This is a genomic window from Tepidimonas alkaliphilus, from assembly GCF_007556595.1.
Lineage (GTDB): Bacteria > Pseudomonadota > Gammaproteobacteria > Burkholderiales > Burkholderiaceae_C > Tepidimonas > Tepidimonas alkaliphila.
Window position 1 is genome coordinate 1 of record NZ_VJNB01000003.1, and the last position, 20,105, is coordinate 20,105.

Consider the following 20,105-nt stretch of genomic DNA (forward strand, 5'->3'; position numbering starts at 1 on the left):
GCCTTGTGGACGCTGCAGTTCAGCCCCCCGGCGCCTCCGCAGGTTGCCGCGCCTCGGGTGCTGGCAGCGCTTCAGGGGCGGGGGCCACCAGCTGCGCCGCCAGCACCCGAGGCGCGGCAACCTGCGGAGGCGCCGGGGGGCTGAACTGCAGCGTCCACAAGGCAGCCGCGTGCGCGGCCAGCACGCCGCCGCTGACGGCCAAGGTGCGCCGCGACCGCGGCACCGTGCCCGCAGCGTCTGGGCTGCCAGCTTGGGATGGGCTGAAAGGGGCCATGTGCGCGTTCATCATCGCGGGCTGCGCAACACCCACCAGCCCGCTATCGCTACGGCGGCCAGAGCGCCGAGCCAGGCCCACAGCATTTCACTCATCTTCGGCATCTCCTGCATGTCGATGGGGCGTCGCATCGGTCATAGGGATTAAGGTTACGCTTCGAGTTTCATGGGGGCTGGCGCAGCCCAGCAGCGCCAGCGTGGCTTGGAACGCGTCGCGCCAGTGGCGCCAAAAGCGAGCCACCCCGCGCGCGCCGTCTTGGGCCAGAGCCTGCACCACCGGACGGCCTACCAGCACCGCGTCGGCGCCCAGCGCCAGCGCCTTGACAGCGTCGGCGGCGCAACGCAGACCGCCATCGACCAGGACGCAGCGGCGTCCATCGACGGCGGCCAGCACCGCCGGCAGCGCTTGCGCGGTGGCTGGCAAGCCGTCGAGCACCCGGCCCCCGTGGTTGGAGACGATCAGAGCATCGCCAAGGTTGTGGTCGCAGATCCGGCGGGCATCGTCGGGGTGCAGCACGCCCTTGAGCACCAGCGGCAGCTCCAGCCGTCGGCGCAGCCAAGCCACGTCATCCCAGCGCAGCGCGCAGCCGAGCAGGGTTTCCAGCGTGCCCCGCGGGGCGGCGGCCGGCAAATTCGGCTGCGGCCAGTCCGGAGGCAAAGCAAAGCCGGCGTCTTGCTCGCGCGCGCTGGGCCACTGAAGCGGGGCATCGACGGTCAGCACGATGGCTTCATAGCCGGCGCGCTGCGCACGTTGCGCCAGCCGCCACCAGTCTTCGCGGCCTCCATAAGGATAAAGCTGAAACCACAGCGGGCCGCGCTGCGGCTCGGCGCGCACCGCGTCGGCCACCGCTTCCAGCGGCACGGTGGCCTGCGTGGACAGGACGAAGCCCGCCCCCTGAACCGCGCTGGCCAGCGCCGCGCCGAGCTCCGCCTCGGGATGCGCCAGCCGCAGGTGGGCCATGGGGGCGACGAGCCAGGGCGTCGGCCAGCGTTGCCCCAGCAGCGTGGTCGAGATGTCCACCTGCGTGGGGGTGGACAGCACACGGGGCAGCCAGCCGATCGAGCGCCAGGCGCGTTCGTTGGCGCGCAGGGTGATCTCGTCGCCAGCGCCACCCAAAAAATACGCCGCGGCGGCTGCGTCCATCCCGGCGGGCAACGCGGTGGCCGCGCAGCGCGGCGACGGAGCGGGCTGGGTCGCGTGCAGGGTCATGTCGAAGCCCACATGCGCAAGAGGTTGTGATAGACCCCGGTCAACGCGGTGGTCTGCGCGGTTTCCCCTAGCTGCTGGCGCAACTGCAGCAGATTCATGTCCAGCTCAAAGAGCAGGCGGCGCTGCTCGTCGTGGCGCACCATGCTCTCGATCCAAAGGAAGCTGGCCAGCCGCGTGCCGCGCGTGACGGGCGTGACTTCGTGCAGGCTGGTGCCGGGGTAGAGCACCGCGTCCCCGGCGGGCAGCTTGACGCGCTGCACGCCATACGTGTCGTGGATGGTGAGTTCGCCGCCATCGTATTCATCGGGGTCGCTCAAGAAGACCGTGCACGACAGATCGGAGCGTACCCATTGGCCATCGGCCTGGGAGTGCAGCACCGCGCCATCGATGTGCCGGCCATACGCGGGCGCTTGCGGGCGGTAGCGGTTGAAGAGGGGGTTAAAAATTTTGCGCGGCAACGCGGCGGAAAAAAACAGCGGTTCGCGCTGCAGAGCGGTCAGCACCATGGCTCGCAGCTCGGCGGCCTGGGGGCTGTCGTGGGCCAGTTGCTCGTTGTGCTTGACGAGCGCCGCCTGGCTGCCGGCGCTCAAGCGGCCATCCCGCCAGGGCGCATCAGCGGCGTCGAGCACGGCTCGAATGTGGGCGCGCTCGTCGGCGGTCAACAAGCCTTGAAGGTGAAGCAGCATCGGATGGCTTCAAGATACGGTGACATCGTTAAAAAGGGGCCCGATGATCCGGTTGGGCGCATCGGGCCCCAAGCCCCTTGGGAGCACCTTAAACGACAAAACCCCTCAGAAGACGGTTTTCAGGCTCAAAAACACGCGCCGCGGGGCGCCGGGGGTGTAAAAGCCCCGGTAAAGCCCGTCGGCGTAGAGCTTGTCGGTCAAATTGTTGACCGTCAATTTGACCGTGGTGCGCTCATCGACCGTGTATTCGACCATGCCGTCCAGCGTGGTGAACGCGGGTGCCACCACCGTGCGGTTGCCCACGGGGCTTTGCTCGCTGCGATGGTTGACGCCCAGGCCCAGCCGCCATTGGGGCGCGACGCGGTAGGTGGTCCAGGCGCTCAGGCTGTGCTTGGGCGTCAAACCGGGACGGTCGCCGACGCGCTCGACCACGCCGTTGGGCGGGCAGGTGGCGTCGTTGCAGCGGTCGATCTTGGCGCTGGGGATCCAAGTGTGGTTGTAGAAGATTTCCCACTTCGGCGTGATGCGGCCGGCGGCGTTGATCTCCACGCCGGTGGCATGCCGCTTGCCCGACAGCAGCAGCTGCTGCGCGGCGCTGTCGGGGTCGGTGTTGCGCTCGTTGTATTTTTCGGAGCGAAACAGTGCCACCCCCACCAGCGCGCGCTGCTCGAACAGCTCCCATTTGGCGCCGACTTCGAGGTTGCGGCTTTTTTCTGGCGGCGTCTTGGCAAGCTTGGCGTTGGTGCTGCCCGGATCGAAGTTGCCGAGCGCGAACTGATACGTGTCGCCCGACAGGTTGTAAGACTGCCCGAACGAGGCGTAGTAGGATGAGACCGCGTCGGCGTCGAAGATCACGCCGAGGCGCGGGCTCCAGACGTTGTCGCGGCGCGAGCCGGTGGCGCCGCTGGCGGCGTCGCGGTAGTCGGCCTCGAAACGGTCGAAGCGCACGCCGCCGACCAGTTTCCAGCGCGGCGCCACCTCCACCGCATCCTGCAGATAGACCCCGATGCTCTTGGCGTCGAAGGTGTTGTAGATCCAGGTGCGGGTGTCGTCGCGGCGCGCGCCGTCGTTGGGCGTGCCCACGCGCGTCAGGCGCACGCTGGCCGGTGCGGTGGCGGGCAGCGCGCCGCCGCCATTGTTGTTGTTGCGGCGCGCGTCTTCGTCGGTGATGTCGATCCCCGCGGTAAGGTGATGGCGCCAGCCCGCGGCTTCGAACTTGTGGCTGTAGTCGGCCTGCAGCTGGGTGATGTCGCTGATGCCGCGGCGCCCTTTGAAGTTGTTGCGCGACAGGATGGTGTTGGGCCCGGGTGGATTGGTCAGGCTGACCGTCTGTCCCGGGCACAGGGTGGCGTTGTTCTGGCAGAAGCTCACCACGGTGGCCCAGAGGTCGCGCTCGTAGCGTCCGTGGCGCAGGGTGGTTTTGAGCTCCTCCTGCGGGCTCAAGCGCCAGGTGTGCGACAGCGTCAACACGTTTTGTTCGCTGTTGAGGTAGTTGCTGGCCAGCCCGTAATAGTTTTTGGCTGGCAGCACCGGCACGATGCGCCGCCCGGTCTCGCCAGAGTTGCCGGTCAGCAGCCAGGGGTGGTTGTAGTTGGGGCGTTGCCGGGTTTCCAGGTGATAGAGGTCGATGGCGAACTCGTGCCGCTCGCCGATGCCGGTGCGCAGCGCCACCGCCAGCCCGCGGCGGTCATCCTTGGCGCCCCAGAGGTCGGCCTCTTGCGCCATGGCGTTGAGCCGCACGGCGGCGCCGCTGCCGAGCTGGCGGTTCAGGTCGGCCTGCAGGCGGCGGTGGTGGCCGTTGCCGACCGTGGCCTCCAGCTCGTAGCGATCCATCAGGAACGGCTGCTTGGTGACCTGGTTGACCACGCCACCGGTGGAGCCCTTGCCGAACAGCATGGAGGCCGAGCCCTTGAGCACCTCGACGCGGTCGGTGGCGAAGGTGTCGCGGGTGATCAGCTGGCCTTCGCGCATGCCGTCGCGGTAGATGTCGCCGGCCTGGCCGAGCGAAAAGCCGCGCAGCCGCACATCCTCTTCACCGGTTTCGCCGGCCTGGAACGTGATGCCGGCGGTGGTGCGCAGCACGTCGCGGAAGTCGTCCAGGTTGCGGTCGTCCAGCAGCCGCTCGGTCATGACGGTGACGTTTTGCGGGATGTCGCGCAGCGACTGCTCGCCTTTACCAAGCCGCGTGGTGCCGGGCTTGAGGGTGGATTTGGAGCGCACCTCGGCGGGGTCTTGCTGACCGGTGACGGTGACGGTCTCCAGCGTGCCAGCGGCCTGGGGTGCGGGCGGCTGCGTTTGCGCGACGGCGTGCAAGCTGGCGGCCAGCAACGCTGCGCCAAGCGGCAGCACCGGCGCGTTGCGCAACGGGAAGGAGGCGGTGGATTCAAGTTGCATGGGATGGTGGCTCCGTGTCAATGAGCTGTCAGAAAAGTGATGCGAAGGTGATTTTATACACAAATGAGAAACGTTTTTATTCAGTATAGGACGTGACGATCGAGCGGATAGAGACTATCAATGTTAAACTTTGATTGTTGTGGGCTATGATGCACGGGTCGCGGCGCCTCAAAGCGCCAGCGCGGGCGGACGCCTTGAGCGCCGCGTTCATTCCGCAACCACGAAAGGAGCAGCCATGTCGCTGATCAACAAGCAAGTGCAACCGTTCAAGGTGCAAGCCTTCCACAACGGCAAGTTCGTCGAGATCACCGAGCAGTCGCTCAAAGGGCACTGGTCGGTGCTGATCTTCATGCCGGCGGCCTTCACTTTCAACTGCCCGACCGAGGTGGAAGATGCGGCGGAAAACTACGCTGAGTTTCAAAAGCTGGGGGCGGAGGTTTATGTCGTCACCACTGACACGCACTTCTCGCACAAGGTGTGGCATGAGACCTCGCCGGCGGTCGGCAAGGCCAAGTTCCCGTTGATCGGCGACCCGACGCATCAGCTGACCCGCCAGTTCGACGTGCACATCGATGAGGAAGGTCTGGCGCTGCGCGGCACGTTCGTGATCGATCCCAACCTGGTCATCAAGACCGCCGAGATCCACGACAACGCCATCGCGCGCGACGTCAAAGAGACGCTGCGCAAGCTCAAGGCGGCCAAATACGTCGCCGAGCACCCGGGCGAGGTCTGCCCGGCCAAGTGGAACGAGGGCGCCAAGACCATCGCCCCGTCGCTGGATTTGGTTGGCAAGATCTGATCACTGTATGAGGCGGCGCCACGATCCAGCGGTCGCAGCGCTGCCGCACTGAACCTCCCTATCCCTGGATGCGCGCCGCCCCGCCCATCGGGGCGGTGGGGGAGGGCTGTCCCAGTCACCCGAACCACGAGAGGACTCCCCGATGCTCGACGCCCAACTTCAGAGCCAACTGCGCGCCTACCTGGCGCACGTCAAGCAGCCCTTCGAGCTGGTGGCCTCGCTGGATGACTCGGCCAGCGCGCGCGAGATGCTGGAGCTGCTGCAGGAGATCGCCAGCCTGTCGGAGGGGCGCATCACCGTGCGCACGGACGGCAGCGCGCCGCGCCGCCCGTCGTTCGCGCTGCAGCGTCCCGGCGAGCCGGCACGGCTGACGTTCGCCGCGATTCCGCTCGGCCACGAGTTCACGTCGCTGGTGCTGGCGCTGCTGTGGATGGGCGGCCACCCGCCGAAGGTAGCGCCCGAGGTGCTGCAGCAGGCAGCTGAGCTGTCCGGCGAGCACGACTTCGAGGTCTATATGTCGCTGTCGTGCCACAACTGCCCGGACGTGGTGCAGGCGCTGGCGCTGCTGGCGATCGTCAACCCACGCGTGCGCACCACCGTCATCGACGGCGCGTTGTTCCAGCAGGAGGTGCAGGAGCGCAACGTGATGGCGGTGCCGCTGGTGCTGCGCGCCGGGCAGGTGCTGCACTCCGGCCGTGCGACACTGGAAGAATTGCTGGCCAAGTTGGACGACGGCGCGCGTGCGCGCGCCGCGCAGGCGTTGGCGGCCAAGGAGCCGTTCGATGTGCTGGTGGTCGGCGGCGGGCCGGCCGGCGCGGCGGCGGCGGTGTACGCGGCGCGCAAGGGCATCCGCACCGGGCTGCTGGCCGAGCGGCTGGGCGGCCAGGTCAACGACACGCTGGCGATCGAGAACTACCCGTCGGTGCTCCAAACCGAGGGGCCGAAGATGGCCGCGGCGCTCGAGGCGCAGGTGCGCCACTATGAGGTGGACGTGATGAACGGCCAGCGCGCGGTGGCGCTGCGCCCGGCGGCGCAGCCCGACGGCTGGATTGGCGTGGAGGTGGAGGGCGGCGCGACGCTGCGCGCGCGCAGCGTGGTGCTGGCCACCGGTGCGCGCTGGCGCAACCTGAACGTGCCCGGCGAGGCCGAGTACAAGAACCGCGGCGTGGCTTATTGCCCGCACTGCGACGGCCCGCTGTTCAAGGGCAAGCGCGTGGCGGTGATCGGCGGCGGCAACTCGGGCGTGGAGGCTGCCATCGACCTGGCCGGCATCGTCGCGCACGTGACGCTGCTGGAGTTCGCCGAGCAGCTCAAGGCCGACGCGGTGTTGGTCAGCAAGCTCAAGAGCCTGCCCAACGTCACGATCCTGACGCAGGCGCAGACGCTGGCCATCCTCGGCGATGGCCAGCGCGTCACCGGTTTGCGCTTTCGCGACCGTGCCAGCGGCGCTGAGCATGAGCTGGCGCTGGAGGGCGTGTTCGTGCAGATTGGGCTGGTGCCCAACACCGAGTGGTTGGACGGGGTGGTGGCGCGCAACCGCTTTGGCGAAATCGAAATCGACGCCGCCTGCCACACCAGCGTGCCGGGGGTGTTCGCCGCTGGCGACTGCACCACGGCGCCGTACAAGCAGATCGTGGTCGCCGCGGGCGAAGGCGCCAAAGCGGCGCTGTCGGCCTTCGACTTCTTGATCCGCACGCCCGCGCCCGAGCCGGTCGCAGCTTGATCGATGCCGCCTCCGGGGGCTCGCCAGGGCCACCACCGGGCTACGGGCGCAGCATGCATCTCACCACCCCTTGGAGGGGTGGTTTTTTGGTCTTATACTTAAATACAAATCACTCTCGGTTGTGTTGAGTTTTCTGTCGATGTTGAGATCGGGGGCACTATGGCAAGCATCGCGAGGGCATTTCCTGCCCGGGTAGGGGCGGTCGCGCTGGCGTGCGTCGCTGGGTCGGTTGGGGCGCAAGCTTCGGGGGAAGCGGGGGTGGCTGCAGCCGGCGCGGCGGCCCGCTTGCCCGAGGTGGTGGTCAGCGGCGCCCGCAGCGAGCGCACCCTGGATGAGGTGCCCGCCGCCGTGGACATCTTGCGCGACGATGCGCTGGATCCGGCGGAGGTGCAGGACATCCGCGACCTGGTTCGCGAGATCCCCAATGTCAGCGTCAAGCGCGCCGCGGTGCGCTTCAGCGCGGTGTCGCCAGGCGGCACCGGCCGCGATGGCAACGCCGGCTTCAACATCCGCGGGCTGGAGGGCAACCGGGTGCTGCTGTTGGTCGATGGCGTGCGCGTGCCCAGGGAGCTGGTCAGCGGCGTCTTCGGCTCGGCCGCGTTCGGGCGCGATTACTACGACCTCGGGCTGGTGTCGCGGGTCGAAATTCTGCGCGGAGCGCATTCGGCGCTGTATGGATCGGATGGACTGGCCGGCGTGGTGGCGATGTACACCACGCAGCCCAGCGACTTGCTGCGCGGCGGTTCATCTTGGGGCGGGCGAGCGGTGGCGGCTTTTGACGGCGAAGATCGCGCGCGCCGCATCGGTCTGACGCTGGCGTCGGCCGCCGAGAACTGGCAATGGTTGGGCTCGGTTCAGCTTGGGCGCGCGCGCGAGCTGTCGAATCAAGGCGAGCGGGTGACAGCCGACAGCAGCCGAACAGCGCCCAATCCGGAGCGGTTCGAGCACGAAGGCTTGCTGGCCAAGCTGGTGCACACCCCGGGGGGCGGGCAGCGGCATACCTTTACGGTCGAGTATGTCAACCGCGAGGGCGAGGTCGAAGTGCTCAGTGGCCGCAGCGCGGCCATCGTCGCGCCCACGTCTGTGGCGGATTTGGATGGGACGCTCTCGATGCGCCGGGCGCGGTTATCGTGGGATGGTCGCTGGCGGCTGGATGCCCCGTTGGCCGATGAGCTCAGGGTCTTGTTGGCGCGGCAAAACGCCCGGGCGTTTGAGAGCGCCACCGAGTGGCGACCTCTGCAGCCGCCAGCCCAGCGCGAGCGCCAGCGCCAGGTGACCTATGAAGAAGCGCTGACGCAGTTGGCGGTGCAGGCCCAGCGTACGCAAGCGGTGGGCGGCGGCTGGAGTGCGCGTTGGGTCTATGGGTTGGATGTGATTCGAACCGACATGGACAACCTGCTGACCGGCACCGTGCCGCCGCCTTACGAGCGCTATCCGTTGAAGCGTTTTCCGGACACCCGCGAAAGCACCACGGCGCTGTTTGCCCAAGCAGAATGGGCGCAGGATGCCTGGAGCCTGATCCCGGCGCTGCGCTACGACCGGGTGCGTCTGCGCGCGGCGCGCGATGCGCTCTACCCGTTGGAACCAGCGCAACTTAGCGATGGGGCCTGGTCGCCCAAGATCGGGGTGATCTGGCGAGCGCACCCGCGCCAACAGGTGTTTGCCAACGTGGCCGCGGGCTTTCGCGCCCCAGGGCCGTTGCAACTGAACAATTTCTTTGAAAACCTCTCGGGCGCTTCCGGGGCCTACAAAACCATTCCGAATCCCAACCTGAAGCCTGAGACCAGCCGCACGCTGGAGCTGGGCTGGCGTGGCCAGGAGGAGCGCTGGCAATGGGAGGCCGTGCTGTTTCGTGGCCGCTACCGCGACTTCATCGAGGATCTGGTCTATGTCGGCGGACGCGGCACGGTGGCCGATCCGCTCATCTTTCAATCGGTCAACCGCAGTCGGGTCACCCTGCATGGTCTGGAGTTCAAAGGGCGGTTGGATTTGACCCCGAGCACCGCGGTGCGATGGGCCTGGGGCCGCACCGAGGGCACGGTGGACACCACCGGCAAGCCGCTCAATTCCGTCAATCCCCCGGAGCTGATCGTGGGAGTGGAGCACCGCGTGGATGAAGCGCTCGCGCTGGGCGCCAGCCTGCGCCACGTGCGCGGCAAGAAGGCCGGCGATGTCGATGACGCGGGCATCGTCGGCGGGCAGTTCCGTCCCCCGGCATTCACCACCTTGGACGTGCGGATGCGCTGGCGGCTGGATCGTGACTGGCAGCTCAGCGCCGCGGTGCGCAACCTGACCGACCGCCGCTACTGGGAGTGGACCAACGTGCGCGGGCTGTCGGCCACGTCGCCGGTGCTCGAGGCTTACACCGCTGCCGGGCGCTCGTTGGCTGTGGCGCTGACTCGCTCGTTCTAGCAGAGCCGTGCCAGGGCGCGGGGTTGCTCTTTGACCAACCTTTGAGGAGACGATCCATGACGAGCGAAACCCCCTTGGAGCAGGCCCAACGCCTGCGTGAGGCGGTGGCGCAGGGGCTGCAGCGCGGGTTGCGCCTGCGTGAGGCGGCGCAGGCCGCCGGCTGCAGCGAAGGCGAGGCCCTGGCGGCGCACCAGCCGGCGGCGTGGCCGGGTGGCTGCCCCCCGCACGACGCGGCGCTGGTGGCTTACCCGCTGCGCTGCGAGGGCCTGGCGTTGTTGCAGTCGCTGCAGTCGTGCGGCCCGCTGATGGCCCTGACCCGCAACGACGCGGCGGTGCATGAAAAAGTCGGCGTCTATCAAAACGTCAGTGGTGAGGGCGCCGTGGGCCTGGCGCTGGGGCCGGACATCGATCTGCGCTTGTTCTGGTCGCATTGGCACGCCGGCTTTGCCGTGGCCGATCGCCCTGGGCAAGGGGTGCGCAGCTTGCAGTTCTTCGATGCTTTCGGGCAGGCGGTGCACAAAATCCACCGGCGCGAGGAAACCGATGCGGCGGCGTGGGAGGCGGTGGTGGAGCGTTTTCGGGCCACGCAGGCGTGGCCGGGGTTTCGCCGCGGCTCAGCGCAGCCCGATGCCGCCGCCGCGACCAACCCGTCGTCGGCGCCGGCTTTTTTGCAGGCGTGGGATGCGATGACCGACACCCATGAGTTCGCGGGGCTGTTGCGCCGTTTTGGCGTGACCCGCTGGCAGGCCATGCAGTGGGCTGAAGGTCGTCATACCTATGGCGTGGCGCGCGACAGCCTGCAGCGTCTGCTGGAGGCCGCTGCGTTCGAAGGGGCGCCCATCATGGTGTTTGTGGGCAACCCGGGCTGCATCCAAATCCACACCGGCCCGGTGCGCCGGATCCACACCGGCATCTACGGAGGGCAAACCTGGGTCAACGTGCTGGACGAGCGCTTCAACCTGCACGTGCGGCAGGACGATGTGCACGCATGTTGGGTGGTGCGCAAGCCCACGCGCGACGGCGTCGTCTCGTCGCTGGAGGTGTTCGACCGCCACGGTGAGGTGATCGCCATGCTGTTTGGCGCGCGCAAGCCTGGCGAGCCGGAGCGACCCGTCTGGCGCGCGCTGCTGGCGTCGCTGCCGGAGGCGACGCCGCAGGAGGTGGCAGGATGAGCCGGGCGGGCGTTTGCCGCGCGCCGTCGATTTGGAGGCGACGCGACGCGCTGGCCATCCTGATGGCTGCGCCAGCCGCAGCCTGGTCGCCGGTGTCGGCGCAACGCTCGCCGCGCCTGGTCACGGTGGGCGGCGCGTTGACGGAAATCGCCTTCGCTTTGGGGGCGCAGGGACAACTGGTGGGGGTGGACAGCACCAGCGACTACCCCGAGGCGGCCCAGCGTCTGCCCCGCGTGGGCTACATGCGGCAACTGTCGGCTGAAGGCGTGCTGGCCTTGCGCCCCGACGCCCTGGTGGCCACCTCCGAAGCGGGGCCGGCGGCGGTGCTGCGCCAGCTGCGCGAAGCGGGATTGACGCTGCGCCTCATCCCGGTGACGCATGATTGGGATGATCTGCAGCGCAAAATCGAGGTCATGGCCGAAGTCACGCAGCGCTTGCGCGAAGGCCAGGCGCTCTTGGAGCGACTGCGCGCGCAGCGCCAGCGGCTGCAGGCGCATGTGTCGCCATCGACGCGGGGGCCGCGCGCGCTGTTTGTGCTGGCGCACGGCGGCAGCCCGATGGTGGCGGGCCGCCAGACCGCCGCCGACGCGGTGCTGCAGCTGATGGGGGCGCGCAACGCAGTGAGTGGCTACGCGGGGTATCGGCCGCTCAGCGCCGAAGCGGTGCTGACCCTGCAGCCTGATCTCATCGTGACCACCACCCAAAGCCTGCGCGCGGTGGGCGGGGAGGCCGCGTTTTGGGCGCGACCGGAGTGGGCCTTGTGGCCCATGGAGCGACGCCGTCTGTGGCACGACGACGCGCTGGCGCTGCTGGGCTTTGGCCCCAGGCTGCCCGAGGTGATCGAGCGCGCGGCTCAAGCCATCGGCACATGGCGCCCGGCGTGATGAACGTCCGGCGCGTGCCGGGCCCGCTGCTGATGGCGACGTTGCTGCTGGCGATGGCGGCGGCGCTGCTATGGTCGGCCACCCAAGGCGCTTATCCGGTTTCGTGGCAGCGCTGGCCGCAGTGGTGGCAGGCGTGGCGCGACAGCAGCGCTTGGCCGCAGGATGCCATGGTGTTTGGCACCCTGCGGCTGCCGCGCCTGCTGCTTGGAGCGTTGGTCGGAGCGGGCCTGGGGCTGGCCGGCGCGTTGATGCAGGGGCTGTTTCGCAACCCGCTGGCCGATCCGGGGTTGATCGGCGTCAGCAGCGGTGCGGCGCTGGCGGCCGGGGTGGCGATTGTCGCGCTGGGGCAGTGGTGGCCCGAAGCGCCGCGTTTGTTGGGCAGCTGGACGCTGATGGTGGCCGCGGCTCTCGGGGGTTGGCTGGCGACCCTGCTGGTGGTGGCCCTGGCGCGCGGCGAACACGGGGTGCGAGTCGGCGTGATGTTGCTGGCGGGGGTGGCGGTCAACGCCTTGGCCGGCGCGGGCATCGGTTTGCTTGGCTACGTGGCCACGGACGAGCAGCTGCGTCAATACCAGATGTGGATGCTGGGTAGTCTGGGAGGCGCGCGTTGGTCGGTGGTGGCGGTCATGGCGGTGGTGGTGGGATGCGCCTGCGCCATCGGGTTGGCGTTGGCGCGACCGCTGGATGTGCTCGCTTTGGGCGAAGCGCAGGCGGTGCTGATGGGGGTGCCGCTGGCGCGGTTGAAGGCGGGCTGCGTGGCAGTGGCCGCGGTGGTCACGGGCGCGGTGACGGCCTCGGTTGGCATGATCGGCTTCGTGGGTTTGGTGGCGCCGCATTGCGTGCGCCTGCTGGCTGGACCCTTGCACCGTTGGGTGATCCCCGGTTCGGCAGCCTTAGGCGCTGTGCTGGTGCTGGTGGCCGATGCCGCCGCGCGCACGTGGCGCTCTCCAGCGGAGTTGCCGCTGGGGGTGTTGACGGCGTTGCTTGGGGTGCCGTTTTTGATCGGGTTGCTGCGCCGCGCGCGGCGCAGTCTGTGAGCTGGCGGAGGTCGTGCGGTGTTGGCGCTGGATCAAGCGGCGGTGCGCGCACCTCAAGGGCATTGGTTACTGCAGGAGGTGACGCTTGAGCTCAAGCCCCAAGCGTTGTATGCGGTGGTGGGCCCGAATGGAGCCGGCAAATCGACCCTGCTGGGGGTGTTGGCTGGCTTGCGGCGGTTGACCCGCGGACGCAGCGAACTGGATGGCGTGGCCCTGCAGCGCTGGTCGGCCAGCGCGTTGGCGCGGCGGCGCGCCGTGATGTTGCAAGACACCGCGGTGGCGTTGGAATTGACCGTGCGCGAATTGGTGGAACTGGGGCGCTACCCCCACCGGCAGCAGCCAAGCGCGCATGAGGAGGCGCTGATCGATTGCGCGCTGGCCGAAGCGGACTTGACGGCGCTGGGCCAGCGCAGCGTCGGCTCGCTCAGCGGCGGGGAGCGCGCCCGCGCGCATTGGGCGCGGGCCTGGGCGCAGATCGGCTGCCCGGGCGCTGGTCTTGACGACGAGCCCGCAGGCCGTTGGCTGCTGTTGGATGAACCCACCGCCGCCTTGGATTGGGCGCACCAGCACCGTCTGTTGCAGCGCTTGCGCGCAGCGGCCGAACAATCCGCAATCGGCGTGGTGGTGGTGCTGCACGACCTGAACTTGGCGCTGCGCTACGCGCACCAGGCGGTGCTGGTGCACCAGGGGCGTGTGCTGGCCTGCGGCACACCAGCGCAGGTGCTGTCGCCGACGCGCGTGCAACAGGTTTGGGGCGTGGCGGTGCAGCACGTCGCGGCGCGCGACGGCGCAGTGCAGCTGATTACTTGAGATCGTCGGCCAGCAGCTGGGCGATGCGCACAGCGTTGGCGCTGCGATCGGGCTGCCCGTTGCCGTCGAGCACCTGCACGAGCGTGCGCGGGCCATCCGGACGCACAAGGATGCGCAGCCGCAGGGGCGCGGACTCGGCCTTGCGGCCCGAGCCGAACCAGCCAGCGATGCGGCTGAAGAAGCCCGATTCCTCGCGTGGGGCGCGGTCGGCCTCCGGGGTGACGTAACGAACGAAATACACCCCTTCCGCGCGGTTGCGATCCTCCACCGTAAAGCCGCTGCGATCCAGGCTCAAGCCCACGCGACGCCAGGCGCGGTCGAAATTGTCTTCCAGCACCACCACCGGGCCGCCGTCGCGCGTTTCCAGGCGCGCCAGCGCCGCAGCCGCGGTGGCCGCCGCAGCGCTGCGGGCTTGCTCTTCGGATGCGCCCAGCTTGACCATCAGCCGGCGCAGAAATTCGGCTTCCAGCTCTGGGTCGGCGGGGCGCGGTTGCCAAACCGTGCTGTCCTGGCGGGCGTTGGTATAGACCTCCACCATGCCGCGGTGGCTGATGAAGATGTCGCTGCCGCCGCTGGCGTTGCGCTCCACGCGCGTGCGAAATTTGTCGCGCTCGCCGGTGGAGTAAAGGTTGTCGAACAGCTTGCCGATGGTGGAGCGAATGAAGTCCTGCGGGATTTTGGCGCGGTTTTCGGCCCAGTCGGTTTCCATCAAGCCCAGTTGGGGCTGATCCAGCGTCAGCACAAAGCCGTGATCCTGCCAAAATTCCCGCAAGGTCGGCCAGAGTTGCTCGGGCGGGCGGCTGACGACCAGCCAGCGTTGGCTGCCCGCGCGCTCCAGGCGCACGTCGCCGAGCTGATCCGGCGCGGCCACCGCGATCTTCGGGCGCGCGGCTGAAGCCGCCTCCAGGCCGCTGGCGGTCACCGCCCCCCCAGGCAAGGCGTAGCGGCTGTCGCGGGCCAACTGGGTTAGATCCGGCGGAACCACCAGCGCGTTGACCGTCTTGGCGCTGCGGTAGTCGATGCGGGTTTCTTCCAGCACCGAACAGCCGCTGGCCAGCAGCGCTGCCACAGCCATCAGACCGAAGCGGGCGCACGCGGCAGGCGGTTGCAAGCGGTTCAAAGGCATCGGACTTTCCTTGGTTGGAGAGCTGGCGCCCGGGGTTACAGCAAGCCGCTTTCTCGCAAGGCCGCTTCCACCGCAGCCTGGCCGGCGCTGGACAGCGGCGTCAGCGGCAGCCGCAGCGTGGGGCCGCACAGGCCCAGACGCGCCATGGCCCATTTGACCGGAATCGGGTTGGCTTCGACGAAGAGCTGCTGGTGCAGCGGCAGCAGCTGCATTTGGATGCGCATGGCGCGGCGCGCATCGCCGGCGATGGCCGCCGCGCACAGCTCGTGCATCAGCCGCGGCGCCACGTTGGCGGTGACGCTGACGTTGCCCTGGCCGCCGCACAGCATCAGCGCCACCGCGGTGGCGTCGTCCCCGGAGTAGATGGAGAAATGGGCGGGCCGCTGACGGATCAGCCATTGGGCCCGCTCGATGTTGCCGGTGGCCTCTTTGATGCCGACAATGCCAGGCACCTCGGCCAGCCGCAGCACGGTCTGCGGCAGCAGATCCGCCACGGTGCGGCCGGGCACGTTGTAAAGCACGATGGGCAGGTCGCCAGTGGCTTCTGCGATCGCCTTGAAGTGCTGGTAAAGACCTTCTTGGGTCGGTTTGTTGTAATACGGCACCACCTGCAATTGGCAGTCGGCGCCCACCTTGCGAGCGAATTCGGCCAGCGCGATGGCTTCGCGCGTCGAGTTGCCGCCGCAGCCCGCCATGATCGGCACCCGCCCCGCGGCGTGTTCCACCGCCACGCGAATGATTTCACAGTGTTCTTCGACCGTAACCGTGGGGGATTCGCCGGTGGTGCCGACCACCCCGATGCAATCGGTGCCCTGCTCGATGTGCCAATCGATGAGCTTGCGCAAAGTGGCGTAATCCACGCTGCCATCCTCGTGCATGGGCGTGACGAGGGCGACGATGCTGCCGGTGATGGGCTTCATGAGAATCAGGCCAAAGCAAAGAGGGCGGCGGTTGCAGCAGGCAGACCGACCTGCATTCTAACCAGCTCCGGATCGTGCACGGGCCAGCGGCAGTCGCTGGGGCGTTGGATCGTTGGCGCCGGGGCGCAGCGCGACGATGCGCTGCACGAAGCGCGGCGCATCGGGATCAAACCCGTCTTCATACGCCAGCACGCGCAAGCCCGCGCAGGCGCGCAGCAGCTCGCCCGGCTGCAGCAGGAACTCGGCGCGCGCGGGCCGTCCGATCGTTTCTTGACCGGCGGCGAACGTTTCGTAGAGCAGCACGCCGCCGGGGGCGAGGCTGGCTACCAGCGTCGGCAGCAGCGGTCGCCAAAGGTAGTTGGTCACCAGCACGACGTCAAAGGTCTGACCGGGCAGCGGCCATGGGGCGTTTTCCAAGTCGGCCTGCAGCGGCGTGACGGCAGGCGCAGCATCCGTCAGCGCGGCCAGTGCGTCGGCGTCCCGATCCACCGCCGTGACGTGGTAGCCCAGCTGCGCCAGCCAGCGCGCGTGACGCCCGTGGCCGCAAGCCACATCCAGCGCGCAGCGAGCGCGCTCGCCGTGCAAGGCGTGCAGCAGCGCCGCGCGCGCGGTGATCCAAGCGGAGGGGGGCAGCGGGTTGGGTTGAAGCATCGTGGAAGAGGCCGGATTCGTGGCGCCGAGCCGGAGAGGGCTCGCAACGCTGGCGATGGTAGCCGATGGCGATGCCCGCGACGCCGCGCCATCTGGATGCGCGGGTTGCAGTGCTGTCGTAGCCGATGACGCTAAAGCCTTGTGCAGCCGAGCGGGATGGCGGTTTTCCCGCGTCGCTGTGGATAACTTTGTGGGCAAGCCGTGGCTTGCGGCTGCAAAGCCGCGTCCGGCAAGCCTTCCAACAGCTTGCCTATTTTTTGGGCAATCAAAAATATTGTATAAAAACAAGCACTTGTAAGCGCCTCGAGAGCGTTGCAGCGCAACCAAGGCGTGCGCGCGCCGGCACACAAGCCGTCTCCTGGGAGCAGGGCGGATGTGCACAAACCCGCCAACGGCTGCCCCTACAATCGCCCGCCATGGCCGAGACGACCGCCATCCCGCAGGGCTACGCCGAGGGCGCGATCCGTGTGCTAAAGGGGCTGGAGCCCGTCAAGCAGCGCCCCGGCATGTACACCCGCACCGACCACCCGCTGCACATCGTGCAGGAGGTGATCGACAACGCCGCCGACGAGGCGCTGGCCGGCTTCGGGCGTCGCATCGCCGTTACGCTGCACGCCGACGGCTCGGTCAGCGTGGAGGACGACGGCCGCGGCATCCCGCACGGCCTGCACCCGGAGGAGGGCGCGCCGGTGCTGGAGCTGGTGTTCACCCGGCTGCACGCCGGCGGCAAGTTCGACAAGGGCAAGGGCGGCGCCTACAGCTTCTCCGGCGGGCTGCACGGCGTGGGGGTGAGCGTGACCAACGCGCTGGCACGCCGGCTGGAGGTGGCCAGCCACCGCGACGGCCACGTGGCGACGATGGCGTTCGAAGGCGGCGAGGTGGTGCAGCCGCTGCAGCGCCGGCCTCTCGCCGCCGGCGAGCGGCGCCAGGGCACGACGGTGCGGGTGTGGCCCGATCCGCGCTATTTCGACCGCGCCGAGCTGCCGCGCGCGGAGCTGCAGCACCTGCTGCGCAGCAAGGCGGTGCTGCTGCCCGGCGTGACGGTGACGCTGGAGGACGAGGCGGGCGGCACCCGCCAGACGTGGCAATACAAGGGGGGCTTGGCGGACTACCTGGCGCAGAGCTTGGCGGCCGAGCCGGTTGTGCCGCTCATCACCGGCGAGGGCTGGGCCGAGGCCGGACACGAGAGCTTCGCCGAGGGCGAGGGCGCGCAGTGGGCGCTGGCCTTCACCGAGGACGGGCCGCTGGTGCGCGAAAGCTACGTCAACCTGATCCCCACGCCGGCCGGCGGCACGCACGAAAGCGGCCTGCGCGAGGGGTTGTTCCAGGCGGTGCGCGGCTTTGCGGAGCTGCACGCGCTGCTGCCCAAGGGCGTGCGGCTGCTGCCGGAGGACGTGTTCGCGCGCGCCAGCTTCGTGCTGTCGGCCAAGGTGCTGGACCCGCAGTTCCAGGGCCAGACCAAGGAGCGGCTGAACTCGCGCGACGCGCTGCGGCTGGTGGCCAGCTTCGTGCGCCCGGCGCTGGAGCTGTGGCTGCACCAGCACGTCGAGCACGGCAAGCGGCTGGCGGAGCTGGCCATCCGCGCCGCGCAGAGCCGCCAGCGCGCCGCGCAGAGGGTGGAAAAGCGCAAGAGCAGCGGCGTGGCGGTGCTGCCCGGTAAGCTGACCGACTGCGAAAGCCGCGACCTGGCGCGCAACGAGCTGTTCCTGGTCGAGGGCGACAGCGCCGGCGGCAGCGCCAAGATGGGCCGCGACAAGACCTTCCAGGCGGTGCTGCCGCTGCGCGGCAAGATCCTCAACACCTGGGAGGTGGAGCGCGAGCGGCTGTTCGCCAACGCCGAGGTGCACGACATCGCGGTGGCCATCGGCGTCGATCCGCACGGGCCGCAGGAGGCCGCCGACCTGTCGGGCCTGCGCTACGGCAAGGTCTGCATTCTGTCGGACGCCGATGTTGACGGCGCGCACATCCAGGTGCTGCTGCTGACGCTGTTCTTCCGCCACTTCCCGCGCCTGATCGAGGCCGGGCACGTGTTCATCGCCCGCCCGCCGCTGTACCGGGTGGACGTGCCGGCGCGCGGCAAGCGCCCGGCGGCCAAGTTCTACGCGCTCGACGACGGCGAGCTGCAGGCGCTGCTGGACAAGGTAGCGCAGGAGGGCGTGGCGCGCGAGCGCTGCGCGATCAGCCGCTTCAAGGGCCTGGGCGAGATGAGCGCCGAGCAGCTGTGGGAGACGACGCTCAACCCCGACACGCGCCGCCTGCTGCCGGTGCGGCTGGGCGATCGCGCCGCCGTCGAGGCGCGGCTGCACCAGCTGATGGGCAAGGGCGAGGCCGCGGCGCGGCGCGAACTGCTGGAGCGCTGGGGCGACGCGGTCGAGGTGGACGTCTGAGCAGCCGCCTGGGCCGGCGCCGCGGGCCTCATCCGGGGTCGCGCCGCAGCAGCACGACGCCGCCGCGCTGGTACAGCACCGTGTGCGGCACGTCGGTGGGCACGCGGTCGATCCGCGTCAGCGCCCACTCGCCTGGCTGCGGCGCGCGCCGTGGCGTCACCGCGCGCGCATAGACCGCCAAACTCGGCGCATCGAAGCGCCACAGCACCGCCGGCGCCTGCGCCGCCTGCACGCGCCGGCCGGCTTCGCGCACCGCGCCCTGCAGCACGTCGCCGAACCACGGCGCCACCACCGCGCCGAGCAGCAGCGCCTGCAGCGCCGCCAGCGCCTGCAGCCGCCGCCACGCCGGCCAGCGCGGCGCCAGCGCCAGCGCCACGCCGAGGCCGAGCGCCGCCCACGTCGCCGTCGCGTAGTGCGCGGGGGCGAGCGCCGGAGCCAGCGCCAGCTGCGCCGCGTAGTAGGCGTCGGAGGTGCGTGCGCCCAGTTCGGCCAGCAGCGCCGGCAGCCACGGCCACAGCGCCAGCAGCGCCAGCGGCGCCACCAGCGCAGGCGCGCGCAGCGCCGGCAGGCGCCGCGCCAGCAGCAGCATGAGCGGCGTGGCGCCGTAGAGCACGTAGTGCGGCAGCTTGGTGCCGGAGAGGCTGAAGAACGCTACCACGAAGCCGCACCACAGCCAGAGGTAGCGCGGCAGCGCCTCGCCGACGTCGGCGCGCAGACGGGCCAGCACCGCCGGCAGCGCCGCGCTCCACGGCAACAGCAGCAGCGGCAGCACGACCAGGTAATAGAGCCAGCCGCCGCCGTGGCCTTCCAGCGTGGCGGTGAAGCGCTGCACGTTGTGGCGCAGGATGAAGCCGTCGATGAACGCCTGCCCGTGCGTGGCCAGCATCGCCGCGTACCACGGTGCGGCCACCGCCAGCAGGATCAGCCAGCCGAGCGGATCCAACGCCGCGCGCCGCCAAGTGCGCGCGTCGCGCTGCAGCAGGCAATGCAGCGTGCCGGCGGCGGCCGGGATCAGGGCCGCCACCGGCCCCTTGGTCAACAGCCCCAGCGCCACCCACAGGTAGGCGCGGCGCAGGGCGCGCCGATCCCCGTGGCCGAGAAAGCGCCACAGGTCCAGGCACGCCAGCGCCAGCCACAGGTTCAGCAGCGCGTCCGCCGTGGCCGCGCGCGCGATGATCCACGGCCCCAGCGCCGTGGCGACGATCCACAGCGCCCGCTCGGCGCTGGCCTCGTCCCACTGCTCGCGCGCGAAGCGCCACGCCGCCCAGCCCCAGCCGAGCGCCGCCAGCGCCGACGGCAGCCGCAGCGCCCATTCGTTGAGTCCCAGCAGCGCCACGCTGGCCGCCTGCAGCCAATAGATCAGGATCGGCTTGTCGTAGCGCGGCGCATCCAGCAGCCAGGTCGAGAGCCAGTCGCTGCGCACCAGCATCTCGCGCGTGGCCTCGGCAAACGCCCCTTCGTCCACGTCGAACAGCGGCGGGCTGCCGAGACCGGTGAGCCAGACGGCCAGCGGCACCAGCCAGAGGATGAGCCGGCGCCAATTCCAATTCATCGGTTGCGGCGAAGCGTGCGCGTTCACGATCGACGGCAGGTCGCAGCTCCGGACGCGGGGTCCCCAAAC

16 protein-coding genes are annotated in these 20,105 nt (G+C 69.3%); 8 read left to right on the forward strand and 8 right to left on the reverse strand.

Annotation, left to right across the window (positions count from 1 at the left end; genetic code table 11):
- Window positions 1-19: 19 nt before the first annotated feature.
- The 4 genes from Talka_RS03720 to Talka_RS03735 form a co-directional block, all read right to left on the reverse strand.
- The gene (locus Talka_RS03720) at window positions 20-223 is read right to left on the reverse strand and encodes a hypothetical protein (RefSeq protein ID WP_143889779.1); all 204 of its coding nucleotides are present in this window, start codon (window positions 221-223) and stop codon (window positions 20-22) included.
- Window positions 224-361: 138 nt separating this feature from the next.
- Window positions 362-1,483, reverse strand: a complete 1,122-nt coding sequence (locus Talka_RS03725; RefSeq protein WP_143889780.1) for an alpha-hydroxy acid oxidase — start codon at window positions 1,481-1,483, stop codon at window positions 362-364.
- On the reverse strand, window positions 1,480-2,169 hold the full coding sequence (locus tag Talka_RS03730) for a Fe2+-dependent dioxygenase (protein ID WP_143889781.1): 690 nt from the start codon (window positions 2,167-2,169) through the stop codon (window positions 1,480-1,482). The genes Talka_RS03725 and Talka_RS03730 overlap by 4 nt, the downstream gene beginning before the upstream one ends.
- 105 nt (window positions 2,170-2,274) lie before the next feature.
- A complete protein-coding gene (locus Talka_RS03735) occupies window positions 2,275-4,563 on the reverse strand; it encodes a TonB-dependent receptor (RefSeq protein WP_143889782.1) in 2,289 nt (762 codons plus the stop codon).
- A 235-nt stretch (window positions 4,564-4,798) separates the two neighbouring features.
- Between Talka_RS03735 and ahpC the strand changes: the two genes are divergently transcribed.
- The 7 genes from ahpC to Talka_RS03770 all read left to right on the forward strand — a co-directional run bounded on the left by ahpC (window position 4,799) and on the right by Talka_RS03770 (window position 13,400).
- A complete protein-coding gene (gene ahpC / locus Talka_RS03740; RefSeq protein WP_143889783.1) occupies window positions 4,799-5,362 on the forward strand; it encodes an alkyl hydroperoxide reductase subunit C in 564 nt (187 codons plus the stop codon).
- Window positions 5,363-5,504: 142 nt separating this feature from the next.
- Complete coding sequence (gene ahpF / locus Talka_RS03745; protein WP_143889784.1) at window positions 5,505-7,085, forward strand: alkyl hydroperoxide reductase subunit F; 1,581 nt, start codon at window positions 5,505-5,507, stop codon at window positions 7,083-7,085.
- 258 nt (window positions 7,086-7,343) lie between these two features.
- On the forward strand, window positions 7,344-9,497 hold the full coding sequence (locus tag Talka_RS03750; protein WP_185970052.1) for a TonB-dependent hemoglobin/transferrin/lactoferrin family receptor: 2,154 nt from the start codon (window positions 7,344-7,346) through the stop codon (window positions 9,495-9,497).
- A 56-nt stretch (window positions 9,498-9,553) separates the two neighbouring features.
- Window positions 9,554-10,669, forward strand: coding sequence for a hemin-degrading factor (locus Talka_RS03755; RefSeq protein WP_143889786.1), 1,116 nt, complete (start codon window positions 9,554-9,556; stop codon window positions 10,667-10,669).
- Entirely contained in the window at window positions 10,666-11,553 is an 888-nt protein-coding gene (locus tag Talka_RS03760; protein ID WP_143889787.1) for a heme/hemin ABC transporter substrate-binding protein, read from the forward strand. Before Talka_RS03755 ends, Talka_RS03760 begins: the two co-directional genes overlap by 4 nt.
- Window positions 11,553-12,590 (forward strand): FecCD family ABC transporter permease, encoded by a 1,038-nt coding sequence (locus Talka_RS03765; protein ID WP_246100561.1) that lies wholly within the window; start codon window positions 11,553-11,555, stop codon window positions 12,588-12,590. The genes Talka_RS03760 and Talka_RS03765 overlap by 1 nt, the downstream gene beginning before the upstream one ends.
- Window positions 12,591-12,608: 18 nt before the next feature.
- Window positions 12,609-13,400, forward strand: a complete 792-nt coding sequence (locus tag Talka_RS03770; RefSeq protein WP_143889789.1) for an ATP-binding cassette domain-containing protein — start codon at window positions 12,609-12,611, stop codon at window positions 13,398-13,400.
- On the opposite strand, the gene bamC is transcribed toward Talka_RS03770, so the two are convergent.
- Genes bamC through Talka_RS03785 form a run of 3 tightly spaced genes read right to left on the reverse strand, consistent with a single transcriptional unit; the run spans window position 13,393 to window position 16,097 of the window.
- Complete coding sequence (gene bamC / locus Talka_RS03775) at window positions 13,393-14,526, reverse strand: outer membrane protein assembly factor BamC (RefSeq protein ID WP_143889790.1); 1,134 nt, start codon at window positions 14,524-14,526, stop codon at window positions 13,393-13,395. The two genes, Talka_RS03770 and bamC, sit on opposite strands and share 8 nt — an antisense overlap.
- 35 nt (window positions 14,527-14,561) lie before the next feature.
- Window positions 14,562-15,446: a 4-hydroxy-tetrahydrodipicolinate synthase gene (dapA, locus tag Talka_RS03780; RefSeq protein WP_143889791.1), complete on the reverse strand. Its 885-nt coding sequence runs from the start codon at window positions 15,444-15,446 to the stop codon at window positions 14,562-14,564.
- Between the two features lie 57 nt (window positions 15,447-15,503).
- Complete coding sequence (locus tag Talka_RS03785) at window positions 15,504-16,097, reverse strand: class I SAM-dependent methyltransferase (protein ID WP_143889792.1); 594 nt, start codon at window positions 16,095-16,097, stop codon at window positions 15,504-15,506.
- 416 nt (window positions 16,098-16,513) lie between these two features.
- Here Talka_RS03785 and Talka_RS03790 point away from each other — a divergent pair, with 416 nt between their 5' ends.
- Window positions 16,514-18,484 (forward strand): DNA topoisomerase IV subunit B, encoded by a 1,971-nt coding sequence (locus Talka_RS03790; RefSeq protein WP_143889793.1) that lies wholly within the window; start codon window positions 16,514-16,516, stop codon window positions 18,482-18,484.
- A gap of 28 nt (window positions 18,485-18,512) precedes the next feature.
- On the opposite strand, the gene Talka_RS03795 is transcribed toward Talka_RS03790, so the two are convergent.
- Window positions 18,513-20,036, reverse strand: a complete 1,524-nt coding sequence (locus tag Talka_RS03795; RefSeq protein ID WP_143889794.1) for an ArnT family glycosyltransferase — start codon at window positions 20,034-20,036, stop codon at window positions 18,513-18,515.
- Window positions 20,037-20,105: the final 69 nt, after the last annotated feature.